17 protein-coding genes are annotated in these 16,556 nt (G+C 44.6%); 10 read left to right on the top strand and 7 right to left on the bottom strand.

All coding sequences use genetic code 11. The annotated features are described in order from the left end of the window. Window positions 1-50 precede the first annotated feature (50 nt). The 3 genes from DW205_RS19515 to DW205_RS19505 form a co-directional block, all read right to left on the bottom strand. Window positions 51-929, bottom strand: a complete 879-nt coding sequence (locus DW205_RS19515) for a VIT1/CCC1 transporter family protein (protein WP_005867660.1) — start codon at window positions 927-929, stop codon at window positions 51-53. Between the two features lie 9 nt (window positions 930-938). Then, complete coding sequence (gene argS, locus DW205_RS19510; RefSeq protein WP_005867661.1) at window positions 939-2,732, bottom strand: arginine--tRNA ligase; 1,794 nt, start codon at window positions 2,730-2,732, stop codon at window positions 939-941. A 102-nt stretch (window positions 2,733-2,834) separates the two neighbouring features. After that, window positions 2,835-3,107 (bottom strand): HU family DNA-binding protein, encoded by a 273-nt coding sequence (locus tag DW205_RS19505; protein ID WP_005859256.1) that lies wholly within the window; start codon window positions 3,105-3,107, stop codon window positions 2,835-2,837. A gap of 186 nt (window positions 3,108-3,293) precedes the next feature. On the opposite strand from DW205_RS19505, the gene DW205_RS19500 reads away from it, so the two are divergent. The 3 genes from DW205_RS19500 to DW205_RS19490 are packed head-to-tail and all read left to right on the top strand — an operon-like array spanning window position 3,294 to window position 5,982. Further along, a complete protein-coding gene (locus DW205_RS19500) occupies window positions 3,294-4,016 on the top strand; it encodes a rhomboid family intramembrane serine protease (protein WP_005867662.1) in 723 nt (240 codons plus the stop codon). Then, on the top strand, window positions 3,997-4,875 hold the full coding sequence (locus DW205_RS19495) for a rhomboid family intramembrane serine protease (RefSeq protein WP_008777894.1): 879 nt from the start codon (window positions 3,997-3,999) through the stop codon (window positions 4,873-4,875). Before DW205_RS19500 ends, DW205_RS19495 begins: the two co-directional genes overlap by 20 nt. A gap of 9 nt (window positions 4,876-4,884) precedes the next feature. Then, window positions 4,885-5,982 carry an endonuclease/exonuclease/phosphatase family protein gene (locus tag DW205_RS19490; RefSeq protein WP_005867665.1) on the top strand — a complete coding sequence of 366 codons (1,098 nt, stop codon included), beginning with the start codon at window positions 4,885-4,887 and terminating at the stop codon, window positions 5,980-5,982. 10 nt (window positions 5,983-5,992) lie between these two features. On the opposite strand, the gene DW205_RS19485 is transcribed toward DW205_RS19490, so the two are convergent. Both DW205_RS19485 and DW205_RS19480 read right to left on the bottom strand, forming a co-directional pair. After that, a complete protein-coding gene (locus DW205_RS19485) occupies window positions 5,993-6,547 on the bottom strand; it encodes a DUF4468 domain-containing protein (RefSeq protein ID WP_005859247.1) in 555 nt (184 codons plus the stop codon). A 20-nt stretch (window positions 6,548-6,567) separates the two neighbouring features. Next, a complete protein-coding gene (locus tag DW205_RS19480) occupies window positions 6,568-7,542 on the bottom strand; it encodes a DUF4468 domain-containing protein (protein WP_005867667.1) in 975 nt (324 codons plus the stop codon). Window positions 7,543-7,714: 172 nt separating this feature from the next. Here DW205_RS19480 and secDF point away from each other — a divergent pair, with 172 nt between their 5' ends. The 4 genes from secDF to DW205_RS19460 all read left to right on the top strand — a co-directional run bounded on the left by secDF (window position 7,715) and on the right by DW205_RS19460 (window position 13,749). Beyond that, window positions 7,715-10,714 carry a protein translocase subunit SecDF gene (gene secDF / locus DW205_RS19475; protein ID WP_005867669.1) on the top strand — a complete coding sequence of 1,000 codons (3,000 nt, stop codon included), beginning with the start codon at window positions 7,715-7,717 and terminating at the stop codon, window positions 10,712-10,714. A gap of 98 nt (window positions 10,715-10,812) precedes the next feature. After that, window positions 10,813-11,745: a site-specific integrase gene (locus DW205_RS19470; protein WP_005859241.1), complete on the top strand. Its 933-nt coding sequence runs from the start codon at window positions 10,813-10,815 to the stop codon at window positions 11,743-11,745. Window positions 11,746-12,248: 503 nt separating this feature from the next. Further along, window positions 12,249-13,346 (top strand): hypothetical protein, encoded by a 1,098-nt coding sequence (locus tag DW205_RS19465; protein WP_005867671.1) that lies wholly within the window; start codon window positions 12,249-12,251, stop codon window positions 13,344-13,346. A gap of 13 nt (window positions 13,347-13,359) precedes the next feature. Then, window positions 13,360-13,749 (top strand): hypothetical protein, encoded by a 390-nt coding sequence (locus DW205_RS19460; protein ID WP_005867674.1) that lies wholly within the window; start codon window positions 13,360-13,362, stop codon window positions 13,747-13,749. Here the strand turns inward: DW205_RS19460 and DW205_RS19455 are convergent. Together DW205_RS19455 and DW205_RS19450 are read right to left on the bottom strand one after the other, a co-directional pair. After that, entirely contained in the window at window positions 13,746-14,156 is a 411-nt protein-coding gene (locus DW205_RS19455; protein ID WP_005867677.1) for an N-acetylmuramoyl-L-alanine amidase, read from the bottom strand. The genes DW205_RS19460 and DW205_RS19455 overlap by 4 nt on opposite strands. A 171-nt stretch (window positions 14,157-14,327) precedes the next feature. Next, a complete protein-coding gene (locus DW205_RS19450; protein WP_005859232.1) occupies window positions 14,328-14,816 on the bottom strand; it encodes a hypothetical protein in 489 nt (162 codons plus the stop codon). Between the two features lie 132 nt (window positions 14,817-14,948). Here DW205_RS19450 and DW205_RS19445 point away from each other — a divergent pair, with 132 nt between their 5' ends. From DW205_RS19445 to DW205_RS19435, 3 genes are all read left to right on the top strand, one after another. Next, window positions 14,949-15,380, top strand: coding sequence for a hypothetical protein (locus DW205_RS19445; protein ID WP_005859229.1), 432 nt, complete (start codon window positions 14,949-14,951; stop codon window positions 15,378-15,380). Between the two features lie 131 nt (window positions 15,381-15,511). Then, window positions 15,512-15,748 carry a hypothetical protein gene (locus DW205_RS19440; protein ID WP_005859228.1) on the top strand — a complete coding sequence of 79 codons (237 nt, stop codon included), beginning with the start codon at window positions 15,512-15,514 and terminating at the stop codon, window positions 15,746-15,748. After that, window positions 15,745-16,556, top strand: an 812-nt coding sequence (locus DW205_RS19435) for a nucleoside-diphosphate sugar epimerase/dehydratase (RefSeq protein ID WP_370016560.1), incomplete at its 3' end; no start/stop codon positions are given. The genes DW205_RS19440 and DW205_RS19435, both read left to right, overlap by 4 nt.

The raw sequence follows: 16,556 nt of genomic DNA, 5'->3' as shown, positions 1-16,556 counted from the left end.
ATTTACTAAACTCATAACTATGAATTTTTCAAAACATAACTATGATTTTTTTAGACATCGATACCCGTAAATTCTTTTAACGCATATCCGATCAAGAAGCTTAATGCGGCCACGCTAAAACTAAGTACTGCCATCTCGGTAAAACGCTTCCGGAAACTCTCGCTTCTCGCTATGGAATAATAATAGTTGAAAAGGGCGATGATGCTTAACGCTATGATGAGCATAAGCCCTAAAGCCATTAATACGTTCGATATAAAGATAAATGGAGCGACCAAGGCGACTACCGTAAAGATATAAGCTATTCCCGTATAGATCGATGCCTTAACAGGATGTTTCCCGTTTTCATTTCCATTCTCGGACTTGGTAGATAGATATTCGGAGGAAGCCATGGATAATGCGGCGGCTATTCCAGTGATGCTTCCGGTCAACGCTATTAATCTAGAGTCGCTCAAGGCAAGGGTAAAGCCTGCTAAAGCACCTGTAAATTCTACCAAAGCGTCATTTAGCCCCAGTACGACAGAACCCATATATTCCAACCGTTCCTCATTGATCAAGGCGATCAACCTCTGCTCATGCTCATCCTCGTCACGTGCGATTTGTTGCAAATCCGGATACTCATCATAAGAGGCGTAATCATTCTTGGCGCTTTCCTCGCTACCTTCCATTAGCTTAATGGCGAAAGTAATCCCCAAGATACGTGCCAACCAGTAGTATTTGGTGACGCGTAATTTATTCGGGGAGATCTCTTGCCCCGTATACTTTTTCAGGATCGTATAATGTCCTTTCTCGTCATTCGCTATCTGTAGTAATACTTCCTTGTTGCTTGGATCTTTCTCGATAGCGGCGAGTTGCGTATAGAGAAGGCTCTCCGTGATTTCATTTTGTTGAAATCGAAGGAGAGCCTTTCTTGTTTTCTCGTTTATGTTCATCTTCTATCGTTACATTCTTTCCGGGACCTCGATGCCTAATAAATCCATACCGGATTTCACGATCTTAGCTACATTGGCGGATAAGACTAAACGGAAGTTCTTCAATTCCGGATTCTCTTCGCGAAGGATGGAGAAATCGTGATAGAATTGATTGTATTCCTTTACCAGATCATAAATATAGTTGGCGACACAGGCCGGGCTGTATAGCTTACCTGCCTCTTTCACGATCTCTGCATAATCGGCGATCATTTGGATCAGGTTCTCTTCTTTCTCGGAAATGGCGAAAGTAAGCGGTAACTGCTCCGGTAATGCGATGCCCTGTTCCGCTGCTTTGCGCAATACGGAACGGATACGGGCGTAGGTATATTGGATGAATGGTCCCGTATTTCCGTTGAAGTCGATAGACTCTTTCGGATTGAACGTCATATTCTTGCGAGGGTCTACCTTTAATATGAAATATTTCAAGGAGCCAAGACCTACGATACGGGCGATATTCTCAGCCTCTTCCGGAGTCATCTCGTCCAATTTCCCTAATTCTTGGGAAATCTCGCGTGCGGTACTGATCATCTCGGCCATCAAATCATCGGCGTCTACGACCGTTCCCTCACGGCTCTTCATCTTACCTTCCGGTAGCTCTACCATTCCGTAGGAGAAGTGGACCAATCCCTTGCCAAACTCGAAGCCTAACTTATCCAATAAGATCGATAATACTTGGAAGTGATAATTCTGCTCGTTCCCTACCACATAGATCATCTTATTGATCGGGTAATCATCGAAGCGCAGCTTGGCGGTACCGATATCCTGCGTCATATAGACGGAAGTTCCATCCGCACGAAGCAATAATTTCTCATCCAGCCCGTCTTTCGTCAAATCAGCCCATACGGAGCCGTCTTCACGACGATAGAAAATCCCTTTCTCTAGGCCTTCCATCACCTTGCCTTTTCCTTCCAGATAGGTTTGAGACTCGTAATAAATCTTATCGAAATCTACGCCCATCATCTTATAGGTCTCGTTGAACCCGGCGTATACCCAATTATTCATCATTTCCCAAAGCGCACGCACCTCTTTGTCTCCGGCTTCCCATTTACGAAGCATCTCACGGGCTTCCGCCATCAAGGTGGATTGAGCCTCGGCTTCTTCCTTGGTAAGGCCTTTCGCTTCTAACGCATGGGTTTCCTCTTTTAATTTGTTGCTGAATAATACGTAAAAGTCACCGATCAGATGGTCACCCTTCTTTCCGGTAGACTCTGGGGTAGCTCCATTTCCCCATTTCTGCCAAGCCAACATGGATTTACAGATATGGATACCACGATCGTTTACGATATTCGTCTTTACGATCTGGTTACCGTTCGCTTTCATGATCTTCGATAAGCTGTATCCTAATAAGTTATTGCGGACATGGCCCAAGTGAAGCGGTTTATTTGTATTGGGAGAGGAATATTCGATCATAACCAAAGGCGATTGCTCGGTAACCGGAATGATACCGTAAGCGGGCTGCTCATTGATCGAGTTTAGTAAATCGATCCAGCAAGAGCAAGCGACCGTCAGGTTAAGGAATCCTTTGATTACATTGAATTCAGCTACCGCTGGCTCGTTTCTCAACAAGTACTCACCGATTTCCTGAGCGGTCTGCTCCGGAGATTTCTTCGACATGCGAAGGAATGGGAATACGACTAGGGTCAAGTGCCCCTTGAATTCTTTTTTCGTTTTTTGTAACTGCACTTGGCTAGCGGTGACATCCGCTCCGTACAGCTCTTTGATGCCGGCTATGATAGCCCCGGTAATCTGTTGTTCGATAACCATATTCGTCTAACTATAATTCGGATTTTATTTGTACGCGAAGGTACACAAAAAAAGGATACAATTTGCATCGTATCCTTCTTCTATAGAGAATAATGGTGTTTCTTATTTGATTAGCTCGTTCAATTCAGCACCAGCCTTGAACTTCACGGCCTTGCGAGCTGCGATTTCAATGGTTTCTTTAGTTTTCGGGTTAACACCTTTACGAGCGGCCTTCTCTGACACAGAGAATGAACCGAAGCCAAGTAGAGCGACTTTACCGCCTTCTTTTAATTCGTTAGAAACTGTGTCAACAAAAGCTTCTACTGCCTTTTTAGCATCCACTTTGCTGAGACCTGATTTTTCAGCGACTGCACTAATAAATTCTGATTTGTTCATGATGGTTTGACTGTTAATATATTAAACAAAACTATGATAACCGATAGACGGCTCCAAATGTAGTTTTATTTTGAAATATCACAAAAGAAAAACCTACTTTTTTTACCGATTTACATATGTTTTAGTATTATTATGGGCAAAAACGGCTAAAATATATTTACCTTTGCCGCTAAATTAACGTAGTATATGATGAATCAGACAAATTCGGGGTTCTTGAATAGTATCCCGCCGGTAACGAAAAATCTTATCATTATAAACTTGCTATTTTGGGTAGCCAGCCTTGCACTGCCGAAAGTCGGCGTCGATTTAGTGGATTTATTAGGGCTTCACGTCCCGGGTGCTACCGACTTCAAGGCTTATCAGATCGTTTCTTATATGTTCATGCACGATACCCATTCGTTTGCGCATGTGTTTTTTAATATGTTCGCCGTTTATATGTTCGGCCGGGTATTGGAGAACGTATGGGGCCCCAAACGTTTCTTGATTTTTTACTTCGTGACGGGTATAGGCGCCGGTTTGGTACAAGAGGTGGTATGGTTCTTTAATTTGCGGGATGTGATCTTCGCTAGCCAAGACATGATAAACTTGAATGGAGCCCAGATTATCAGCAAAAGCGAGTTCTTGAATTATTTCGTGACCATTGGCGCTTCGGGTGCCGTATTCGGAATCTTGTTGGCATTCGCGATGATCTTCCCGAATGTTCCTTTGTACTTGATGTTCATACCGATCCCGATTAAAGCCAAATATTTCGTAATATTTTATGGTCTTGCCGAACTATTTATGGGTGTGGCTAGTTTTGGTGGCGATACGGTAGCGCATTTCGCTCATTTGGGGGGTATGTTATTCGGTTATTTCCTAATTCGTTATTGGAAAAAGAAAGATGCAGACAATGGACGGTATTTTTACTAATTTGAAGCGTATGTTTCAGTCGGGTAATATCCTGTCGAAACTGATATATATAAATGTAGGCTTGTTTATCTTGATACGTTTGGCCAGCGTATTGTTTATGCTCTTTAATGTGCAAGGGGTACCTTTTTTGCAGTATTTGCAGTTACCGGCTTCTCCGGAACTTTTGCTCTTCCGTCCGTGGACGTTGTTTACTTATATGTTCACTCATTTTGACTTCTTGCATATCTTGTTCAATATGCTTTGGTTGTATTGGTTCGGGGGATTGTTCTTGAATTTCTTCAGTGAGCGGCAGTTGGGAGGCTTGTATATATTGGGAGGTCTTGCCGGTGCGGTATTGTTTGTCCTTGCTTATAATATTTTCCCTTATTTCCAGAACGTGGCTTCTTTTAGCTATTTGATGGGGGCTTCGGCATCTGTTATGGCGATCGTTTTCGCCGTGTCGTTTTACCGGAAGGATTTGGAGATTAATTTATTCTTGATCGGAAGGATCAAATTAATTTATTTGGCTATCTTTACGCTGGTGATCGATTTGTTGGCGATGACTTCTGATAATGCGGGAGGACATATCGCCCATATCGGCGGGGCTTTGTTTGGTATGTGGTTCGCTTCCCGTATTCGTAATGGAAAGGACTTGACCGCTCCGATGAATCGGTTGATCGACTGGTTCGTGAATTTGGGCAAACGGAAACCGAAGATGCGTGTGACTTATAAACGTAACGAGACGGATTATGAGTATAACGCACGCAAACATCAGGAGTCGGTGGATCTAGATACTATACTGGATAAATTGAAACGTTCCGGTTATGAGAGCCTTTCCGCTGAAGAGAAAAAGCGACTTTTCGACGCCAGTAAGAAATAACAGATACTTATGAAAACTCTACGGATTTTTCTTCAATTCTTATTCGTCGTAGCGAATGTGGTGGCTGTCGTATTGTTGATAGTCTCGGCTTATTCGGATCGGGTGTCTCCTGAGACGAGTATGACGTTATCTTATCTGGGATTAGCCTTTCCTGTCTTATGTGTAGTCAATCTTTGCTTTATTATCTATTGGCTGTTCTTATGGGAATGGAAGTTCTTATTGATCGGCATATTCTCCTTCTTGTTATGTTGGGGTCCCGTGAAACGCTATTTTCCGTTTCACTCGCATAAGGATGTTCCTCGGGAAGAGGTACTGAAGGTGCTGACTTATAATGTGATGGCTTTTGGGTACAAGAATCATACGAAGATAGCTCCGAACAAGATTATCCAATATATCGCTAACTCGGACGCAGATATTGTTTGTTTGCAGGAATATGCCACGGCTAAATCAGAGAAGAGCCTTACTGCCTCTAAGATCTATGATGCGTTGAGCATGTATCCTTATCGTTCCGTATTTTATCAAAGCTCCACGAAATTCCAGAGTTTCGGCATCGCTGTGTTCTCCAAATATCCGCTGTCGAATTCCCGGATGGTGAAATACGATTCGGATTATAACGGCTCTTCCGTACATGAAGTGAACATCAAGGGAAAGAAGTTGACCTTGATTAATAACCATTTGGAATCGTTTAAACTGACGATGGAGGATCGGACCCGTTATTCATCCCTTATAAAGAGCTTTAGCTCGGATGGGTTGGACGATTTGAAAGGAGCGTTCGAGCAAAAGCTAGGACCTGCTTTCCGGATTCGGGCTAAGCAAGCGGAAGCGGTATCAGAAGAGATTAAGAACGCTAAAGGAGATTATGTCTTAGTATGCGGTGACTTTAATGATACGCCTATTTCTTATGCGCACCGTACGATCCAAGGGGATTTGATGGATGCTTTTGCCGAGTCTGGCCGGGGAATGGGTATTACCTATAATCAAAATTTCTTCTGGTTCCGTATCGATAATATCCTGCATTCCCCGAACATGACCTCTATGAATTGTTCCGTGGATAAGGTCGCTTATTCAGACCACTACCCGTTATGGTGTTATTTGAAACTTGAATAAAAGGGTTTCATCACTCGGATTCTGCGTTCTGCGCAGCGTCAAATACGTCGGCGAACAAGTTCTCGACAAAGAAGAAGGTAGCGTTACAGAATAGCTTAGGATCTTTGATCAGCGCTATCGTATTGCTATCCCCATTATTGGCGATCACATCTTCCGCTTTATAGGTCTTGTACTTTTTATCGTTTAGCGGATCGTATTGATATACGATATCGCTCGCCTCGATCGTGTATCGGTTGTCGAAGCAGGTGATACGCATTTTATATTTAATGATAGTCTTGTCTGTATCATTCAACAATAATTCAACCTTAGAGCTTACGAAGATGGTCCCTTTGTTCTTGTTCGAGTTTACGTTGGATAAGAAGACATCTTTTCCATAAGATTTCTTAGCCCATGCGTTAATAGCGTTGAATATTTCTAGTTTAGAGGTATTCTCGATCTCTACATCATCACTATAGCATACCTTCCCGTTTTTCATGGGGGCGCATTCGTCTACCTCGCCTTTATGCCCCTGCGCCATGACTAGCACAGGGAACATCATATATATTAATAATAGAATCTTTTTCATAAATGCAACTCTCTTTTTCGTTATTTGATCCATACATTCGTAATCTCGCCGATTAACATCGTTTGCTGTCCTTCGGAGGTCTCGCCTTGTTTACGGCACTCGATAATAATCCATGGCGCATCGGCAGATGTGCCGGGCTTGGAGAAGGATAATCGATATACGTCGTTATTGCCAATCGCTTTATAAGCAGGACTATCTTTGGATATGGAGATTGTACTGATCGTTTTACCGAACATATTGCCTATGCCTTTCCATTCAACGTTTGCGTCGGTCGTATTTCCTTTTACGGCTTTGATCTGTAAAGCGTTGTCCGGTAACATTTGGAGGATCGTGCTAGGTATTTTGTCCGCTTGGAACGCTACGAAACCTTCCATCGGTGCCACAGGTCGTGTTTCCCGTTGCGGAGCGGATACTGGTTCTACCGGTGCAGCTGTCAGCAACTGTGCGCCTAATGCGTTGGCTGCGCTATCGAACGTCTTATCCGCGAAGTCAATCGTGGCCTTACGGAACTTACCGCTGATACGGTTCAATTTCGTCTTGCTCTTATTCAAGGCATACTCGTCCGTGATCCATTCCTCGGCTAGGTATTTCTCCGGCTCGTTCTGGTAAGACACGTTATATTCATATCGGATGCCCGCAAGTTGCAGGGTACAAGCATGTTCCTTGCATTCAATGATAATACGGTATTTCATCATCGCCCGATCGAGGGATAAGGCTGTGCTGGAGAATACTATATATTCTTCCCCGATAATGGCGATCTCGCCTTTTGCCTCATTTTGATAAGCTACTCTACTTTCCTTTGTGTTAAAATTTTCTTGTCCCCATTTTAATAGTTGTTGGTAGATTTGTGCCTTGCTTAAAGAGGGGGCATTAATCTCTCGGGTAAAAACGACTTTACCGTCTGCAACCGGAACGGCCCCTGCCAGATAGTGTTGATCCTCTTGCGCGAATAGCAGGGCGGGGATAAATAACAGAGCGAATAATAACTGTTTCATGGTATATTTTCCTTATTATTTTAGCCCCAAAGATATACATTTGCGTTTGAAATAAACTATGAGCGTGACAAATAATTATACTAATTGCTCTTTATCAAAGAAAAAAAGTCTATATTTGCACCCTGTGAAAAAACGAATATAAATAATGTAATAACATAAACCTAAGATTCAGATGCAAAACAAAGGATTTGTAAAGGTCTTCGCGGTGTTACTTACGCTTGTCTGTTTGTTCTATTTGTCGTTCTCGTTCGTGACGCAACATTACAACAGTAAAGCCGCTGAGTATGCGGGTGGAGATCCTGCGAAAGAGAGTGCTTATTTAGACTCACTATCTACTCAGAAGGTATGGTTAGGCTATACGCTTAAGCAATGCCGTGAAATGGAAATTAGTTTAGGTCTTGACTTAAAGGGCGGTATGAACGTTGTCCTTGAGTTGAACGTGGCGGATGTAATCCGTTCGTTGTCTAACAACAACCAAGACGAGAATTTCAACAAGGCGTTGGATTTAGCTTATGCGCATCAAGCGACTAGCCAAAAAGATTTCATCGACCTTTTCGCTGAGGAGTATAAGAAGTTGGATAGCGGCGCACGTCTTTCCGCTATTTTCAGTACATTCGAGTTAAAAGATAAAATCACGCCCCAGAGCTCAGACGCTCAGGTTGTTTCTGTTTTGAAACAAGAGTTGCAGAGTGCGATTGATAACTCATTCAACGTATTGCGTACTCGTATCGACCGTTTCGGTGTGGTTTCTCCGAACATCCAACGTTTGGAGACAGCGGGTCGTATCTTGGTTGAGTTGCCGGGTGTGAAAGAACCGGAACGTGTTCGTAAGTTGCTTCAAGGTAGCGCTAACTTGGAATTCTGGGAAACTTATAAGTTGCCGGAAATCTATCAACAATTGGTTGCCGCTGATAATGTATTGGCTACTATCCTAAGTAAGGAGGCTTCCGCTGATTCTGTTGCTACCGATAATGTTGAGAAAATCGCTGATGCCGCTGATGCGAATGTAAGTGAGGCCGATTCTTTGTTGGCTGAGCTCGGTCAAGATAAAAAAGATACGGAAGCTAATCAAAGCATGGAAGAGTTCGCTAAGCAACATCCATTATTTGCATTATTGCAGATTAGCCAGTACAACGGTCAGTTGTCTCCGGGTTCGACGGTAGGTATCGCTCAAGCAAAAGATATGGAGAAGATCAGCGAATACCTGAACATGAAACAAGTGAAAGAGGTATTGCCTCGTAACTTGGCTTTAAAATGGGGTGTAAAGGCGATCGATGATAAAGAGCAGTTCTTTGAGTTATATGCCTTGAAGGTAACGAACCGTGACGGAAGTCCCGCTTTAGGTGGTGACGTAGTAACAGATGCTAACGCTGACTTTATGCAACAAGCCGGTCGTTCAGAGCAAATGGTTAACATGGTTATGAATGCCGAAGGCTCTAAGGCTTGGGCTCGTTTGACGAAAGAGAATATCGGTCGCCAGATCGCTATCGTTTTGGATGAGATGGTTTATTCCGCTCCGAACGTAAACGATGAGATCACGGGAGGTCGTTCACAAATCACCGGTCACTTTACACCGGAAGAGGCGAAGGACTTAGCGAACGTATTGAAATCGGGTAAGATGGCTGCTTCCGTACATATCGTTCAAGAAGACGTCGTTGGTCCGTCATTAGGACAAGAGGCTATCAATGCCGGTGTGATCTCTTTCGTGTTGGCATTGGTGCTGTTGATGATCTATATGTGCGCATTCTATGGATTGGTACCGGGATTGATCGCCGATGGTGCTTTGGTATTGAACATTTTCTTCACGATGGGTATCCTTGCTTCTTTCCAAGCGGTTCTTACCTTGCCGGGTATTGCCGGTATGGTGTTGACGCTAGGTATGGCAGTCGATGCGAACGTATTGATCTATGAGCGTACGAAAGAGGAACTTCGCGCCGGTAAGTCTTTAGGAAAGGCGATCGCCGACGGTTACAGCAATGCGTTCTCCGCTATCTTCGACTCAAACTTGACATCTATCATTACCGGTATCGTATTGTTCTATTTCGGTACGGGTCCTATCCGTGGTTTCGCTACGACGATGATCATCGGTTTGTTCGCTTCCTTCCTTACAGCCGTGTTCTTGACTCGTATCGTTTATGAGGCATTGTTAGCGAAAGATAAATTGAAGAACGTGACATTCACGACTTCTCTGACGAAAGACTTGCTGACAAACCCGAAGATCAATTTCTTGGGTGCTCGCAAAGTCGGTTATTTGATTCCGGCCGCTATTATCGTATTGGGTGCTATTTCTATGATGACGATCGGTTTGAATAACGGTATCGATTTCACGGGTGGACGTAACTACGTGATTCGTTTTAATCAAGAGGTGAAGACAGACGATGTTCGTAATATGCTGGATGCCCAGTTAGACGGTTCTGTTAGTGTTATCCAGATCGGTACAGCGGATCAAGTGCGTGTATCTACCAACTATAAGATCGAAGACAATGATCCTACGGTAGATCAAGAGATCGAGAATAAATTGTTTGAGGGCGTGAAGTCCTTACTTCCGGAAGGAACTACATTAGATGAGTTCACGACTACTTTCATACAGAGTTCGCAGAAGGTGGGTCCTAGCATGGCAGACGATATCAAGAATAGCGCTATCTTAGCGGTAATCTTCGCCATGATCTGTATGGCCGCTTATATCCTGCTTCGTTTCCGTGATGTGTCATTCTCTGTTGGTGCGTTCGCCTCTGTTGCTACGACTACATTGTGTATCATTTCTTTCTATACTTTGTTATGGAAGGTTCTTCCGTTCTCAATGGAGGTAGACCAGACGTTTATCGCAGCTATCTTGACGATTATCGGTTACTCTATCAATGATACCGTGGTTGTATTCGACCGTATCCGTGAGACGATCGCTTTGTATCCGAAGCGTGATCGTTATCAAGTGATCAATGATGCGTTGAACTCTACCTTGTGTCGTACATTTAATACATCATTGACTACGTTGGTGGTTGTATTGTGTATCTTCATCTTGGGCGGTAGCACGATCCGAAGCTTTACGTTCGCTATCTTATTAGGTATCATTATCGGTACATACTCTACTTTGTTCGTCGCTACTCCGATCGCTTACGAGTTGCAGAAGAAGAAGATCAATAAGAAAGCTGCTGCTGAGAAAGCCGGAAAATAATATATTTCTTTAAGGATTTTATGAAGATCCTCTATCTTTCCTGTGTAAACGGAGAGATAGAGGATTTTTTTATGTATTAATTCTTAAGGAGATAAAGTATGAATGAGAATGATTTTGTGGTGGGTGTACTTACGTATATCACCTGCCTGCGTGAGAAAAAGCGTTATTCCACGGCGAAGAGTTATCAAGATGCGTTGAGGTCGTTTAAATGTTTTTGTGGCCGGGAAGAGATTCCTTATGCGTATATTAATCGGGATACACTTTTGCGTTATCAATCTTGGCTGTTGGCCAAGGGATGTGCTCGTAACACGGTATCTACTTATATGCGCCGGATTCGTCACATCTATAATTTAGCGGTAGAGGTGGGTGAGGCTGCCTATATTCCTCATTTGTTTAAGCATGTGTTTACGGGGGTTGAGAGTAAACGTAAAAAGGCGTTGCCTTCGGAAAGCTTACGCTTGCTGATGACAAGCCCGGTGACAGATCCACAACAGAAGAGGACCCAATCAGCCTTTTGCCTGATGTTTTTGTTTTGCGGGATGGCTTTCGTGGATTTGGCGCATTTGCGAAAGGAGGATATCAAGGAAGGGATCTTGTCTTATTATCGGCAGAAAAGCGGATCCCTTATACAGGTGGAGATCCCAGCGGAGGCACAAGGGCTGCTGAATGAGTTGGCAGCCGATACAACCGAGGATTCGCCCTATCTGTTTCCTTTTTTAGAGGGAATGAAGACCGGTGAGGATGCCTACAAGGAATATAATACCGTATTAGGAGGTTTTAACCGCAGATTGAAAATACTGTCGGAATCCATTGGCATTCATACTCGGGTTACCTCATACACGATTCGTCACTCTTTCGCCACGACCTTGAAGGAGCAAAACGTACCGATTGAGATGATCAGTGAACTGTTAGGGCATAAATCTATCAAGACTACGCAAATATACTTGAAGAGTTTCTCTTTAGAAAAACTCTCAACCGTAAACAAACTTTGTTTCGAGAGTGTGTATAATTATGCGCCGAAAGTAGGGTGAAGAAAAGTACGCTACTTGGCGAGTAGCCAAACTGACTGCTACTTGGCGAGTAGCCTTAACAAGAGGAGTGAAAGGATATTCCTTAGTTGTAGAGACGGAGCGTGTCCCGTTTCATCCCCTTACAATGGTATTTTAGTTACTATCAGGCGGTGGGAGACGGAGCACGCTCCATCTCTACATGATGTTATATGGAATTTACTTCGGATAACGTGATGATTTCGGGAATAACGAGGCCATTTCGTTTCTATTGCCATGTCTATACATCAGAAATAAGAACGAAGATTTAAAGAGAATTAAGGTTGAAACACAAACAAAGCCTAATGTTTGCTTGTGTTATGTTATTTTTTACTACATTTGCGGCATGAAATGAACGCTACTCGCCAAGTAGCATGAGTATTGAAGGGATGCAAATTTTCAGTAATTCCTTTTTTGTTTTCACATAAGTATTTATTTATCAGGGTATTACAAGAATATCTTGATAAGGCTCTGAATTATCTTCCTCAATGAATATCATGACAAGTAATAGCTCTGATAGAGCTATGGTGCATATACGCAATCGCCGTAGTCAGGAGGCTGTACGCTGGTACGTACTGACGCTTCCTACCGCTGTTGGGGGACGTGATAATATCTATTCGTCAAAAGGATTAGATGCCGAGCTTTCTCGTCGTAAACGTTGTGGGGAACCCTTGTTCGAGTACTTTGCCCCCTCGTATGTCGAGGCTCGCAAGGTGGGAGGCAAGATGGTCAATACGAGGAAGCCTCTTTTATACAACTATGTGTTTATCCATGCTTCGGAGAATGAGATTTTCCGTTTGAAACGTATCATGCCCTTATATAATCTTCTTCCTCGGGTATCCGTGGGCGAACACTCTTATTTCCCTTACCTGTCAGATCATGAGATGGAGACCTTACGCTGGATGGCAGAATCTTATTCCAATGAGCTTCCGGTGTACGTACCGGATAGCGGTCGCTTGCTGAAAGGTGACCGTGTACGTATCACCTCGGGTTCTTTCATGGGGATGGAGGCTGAGGTGGTGGTGCAACCGGGTGGAGGTCATAAGGATGTCATGGTACGTATCCTTGACTGTATGTGGGTTCCTCTATTTGAGGTAAGGCAAGGCGAGTATGAGCTGATCGAGTTGAATACGAAAGGCAAGCACGTTTATACCCATTTGGATAACGATCGTTTATCGGAAGGTATGCACAAGGCGTTGGGGCGTTATTATCTCTCGGGCAAATTGGGAAAGGAAGACGAACTTTTGGTTCATGAGGTGCTGAAGGGCTATGCTTCCCTTCGTGTGGAGACCGACGTGATGCGTTGCAAGGTTTACTCATTACTCCTTCCGGCCTATAAGCTGTTGGATCAGGAAGAGGAGTTTGAACGCTTGTATTCCACCCTACGCAATATGCTTCTATTGGTTAAGGCAGTGAATTCTCGTGCCTTGCTACTCGTCACGCTTTACGGCTGCACGAATAGCAACCTGTATTACCGTATGGCGCATGAGCTGGTAGATCCCTGGCGGGATGACCCTTCGCCTAAGAGAAGCAAGGCCTTGTTGATACAGCGTTTACACGATTACGATATTTGGCTAAAACATTAAATAGTAGACTGTCATGAGAAAGGAAAGCGAAATTCCCTCCGGTATCCGTTTGATGCTATTGCTGAAAGGGCATTTGAGAGAGATCATGAATCGTGAGTGTGCGAATCAGACCTCGATCCATTTATATTGTACGGGATCTTATTGGGTCGCGTTCGAACGTTCCGCTTATCAATTGCGTCGTGCCTTTCCGGATAGTGAGATCACGCCGATGCGCCTGTACGCTTATCCTTTTCCGGTTGTCATGGTTTCCGTAACGGATCGTTCCCTTCGTTTGTATGAACGAAAACATATAGCTAAGCAGAACGGGGCGGATTACAAGTTATTGACTGTACCTGAACTCTCCGCTCCCGCCTACCAAGCGTGGCATACGAGGGAGGTGAAGGGACTCCCTGCGTTAAACTAATCGGAAAACTCGTTCACGACATTAAAACAGGGACAGGATTTCGACGGGTCCAAGTCTTGATGTCCCACGATTAGGGCTTTGGGGAATCGCTGATGCAATTCACGAAGCAAACCCTGTAGGGCTTCTCGTTGGGCTTCCGTTCGGGTATCCATGGGAGTCTTTCCATCGTTGGCGAGTCCTCCGATATAGCAAACCCCGATACTGTACCGATTGTGGTTCTTACAGTGAGCGCCCACTTGTTCAAGGGGCCTACCGGTCTCGATCGTACCATCGGTCGGGATAACGAAGTGATATCCGCAGCCTTTCCAGCCGAGAGAGCGATGCAGACGGTCGATGTCCATCATCCGTAAAGTGCTGCCCTGCCTATTGGCAGAGCAATGCACGATAATCAACGTGATGGTTCTCATCCGATCCAACCGCTAGCGGCTCCACCGGCAGCACCGGTGATGACCAGTTCGACAATACGGATGATGTAGAGCAAGACGCTCTTCCAATTTGTTTTTTTCATACTTGTAGTCTTTAAATAAATGAATAAAATAAGCTTCATGGTTAAGAGCCGTATTTCTCAATGGTAGGATTTAGATCTCATCGGGAGATTCTGAGTCTCCTTTCTTCAACGCTGCCAAGTCTACCGTGTCTTTATTCTCCTTTACCGCCTTCAGCGAGGCGGCTTGGATCGCGCGGCTGGTTACTAGGTTGAATTCTGCCTTAGAACGTAGGTTCTCGAAGTCTATACCCGGATTGAATAGAATGTTCACTGCCTTGATATTATCGCTGGAGAAGTCCTTGAGTGTAGCGGCCGGCTCGCAGGTGATGGAGATGCTAAAGATTCCTAGTTCGCCGAATTGTACCTTGTAGCCGTTCAGCAATTGTTCCACTAGACATGAGCAGGTGTCGCTTACCACGCCTTTTACCGTGCCGCGTGTGAAAACACCGTTGTGATCTGAGATGTGCTTCACGAAATCATCGAAACTCATCACTTTCGTCACTTGGTTCTTGGCGTACGCCTGTTCCTTTGCTGTCTCATCCAGTGGACTTTTCCACATGTAAGTTGAATAATTAATCATACTTCTTTTTTTAAAAGATTAAACTTATTGTTGACAATGCGAAAGTACAACCCCCGGATAGCGAAATCAAATCCGTTGATAACCGTTGACAAACTGTTTACTTTTCATTGACAAACGATTCATATATACCTTATGTCTGATATAACGATTACCATACACGGCGGCAATAACCAGATACTCCCCAACGCTACGGAAGCCATCCAGAACTTCTATGTGGGGGAATATTGCGGGGAGACCTCCCTAGAAGAGGGGGACGGTAGATCCGGTCTCATGCCTGAAACGATCCGTTTTCGTGCCTATATAAATAAAGAAGAGGATCTGGAACGCTATCTTGCGCAGATCGTCGAGTGCCGGACGGTTACCGAGTTGGCCCAAGTCATTCTGGTCATGCAAGAGAACGAGCTGAAAATAACCCCCGAGGAGATGGTCAAAGAGCGTTTCATCCGCCTCTTTCTACCCATCACCCCCCGAATCACGAAGGGTAAAAGCGTCAGCAACATCCGTGCCCGTATCAACGATGCGTGGAGCAGTCGTCTCAGACACCGCTCAACTGGCCGTTTTTGAGAAGATATACTGCATATGCCCGAGGATATATACTGCGTTAGGTAATTGATATATACTTCATAGGGCAATTCATATATACCTCGTTTTCCAAGGGAAACGAAAAGTGATAACCTTACTGAAAAAATTACGATATGACAGAAAACCATGAGCGGGCGGAACAAGCACGTTTCGTCTTCCATATCTACGGTTGCAATGTGCAGATCGTGCCCAATGCAACCCATGCGATCCAAATCATCCACCAGGGTGATGGTACGATCTTGCGGACGGAAAGCTGTATTACGCCCGCCGCTTCGGGACGCCACGAGTCACAGGCACCGCCGTTGGGAAAAGTTAGGGCATTGAATATAAAACAAACAAAATACAAATGATGGATTTTCATAAGGGCAGATGGCGATTGGCCTTAGGCCGTCTGGTGAATTTGCGGTATATCAACCGTTGGATCATTTTTAGTGCGGACCTTTTCGTCTCGCTCTCCGTGTCGTTGCTGGGCGTACTAGGAATGTTCTCCATTCTGCATATACGTATTGGAGAGTCTGATGTGCTGAAAGTGGGCCTCTCCTCATTTGTGGCCAGTATCGTTTCGTTCTTGCTGTTCAAAGCATATCATGGGGTTATTCGCCATTCCACGCTGCGTGGCTTGTGGCGGATCGGTGGTGCTGCGATCGGCAAGTCGCTCTTGATGTTCCTGCTGCTTTGGCTGTTGAAAGCCCGTTTCAGCCCTTCTATCTATTGGTTGGGTGGAATCATGGACAGTACGTTGACGATCGTGATGTTGGTCACGTTGCGTGTCTTCGTGATCAATGTCTATAACAGCGTCCTCCTGCAACTCGGCAAGAAACGCAAGCGGGTACTGGTCTTTGGCACGGAGGAGGAGAGCGTGATGATCGCCACATCGGCGAACCGTCAGGTATTCATGCAGAATTATAGCATCATGGGCTTCCTTTCCTTTGGCAATTCCAAGAAAAGCATCCGGATCGCGGAGTTACCGGTCTACCAGATCGAGAACGTGGAGGATCTGTATCGCTTGATCCCTCGCAACAGCTTGGATGGCGTTCTCTTCCCCAATATAAAGGTTGCCCATCAGGAGCGTGACCGTTTGATCCGTTATTGCGAGCAGGCCTCCTTGAAGACATTGGTAGTCCCGGAGATGGAGGAGCTACGTGGAGGTGAGGCGAA

This window comes from Parabacteroides sp. AM17-47 (genome assembly GCF_003434625.1).
In the GTDB taxonomy this organism is placed as follows: domain Bacteria; phylum Bacteroidota; class Bacteroidia; order Bacteroidales; family Tannerellaceae; genus Parabacteroides; species Parabacteroides distasonis.
Note: the sequence above shows the minus strand (reverse complement) of the source record. Positions and strands in the feature narration are given on the sequence as shown.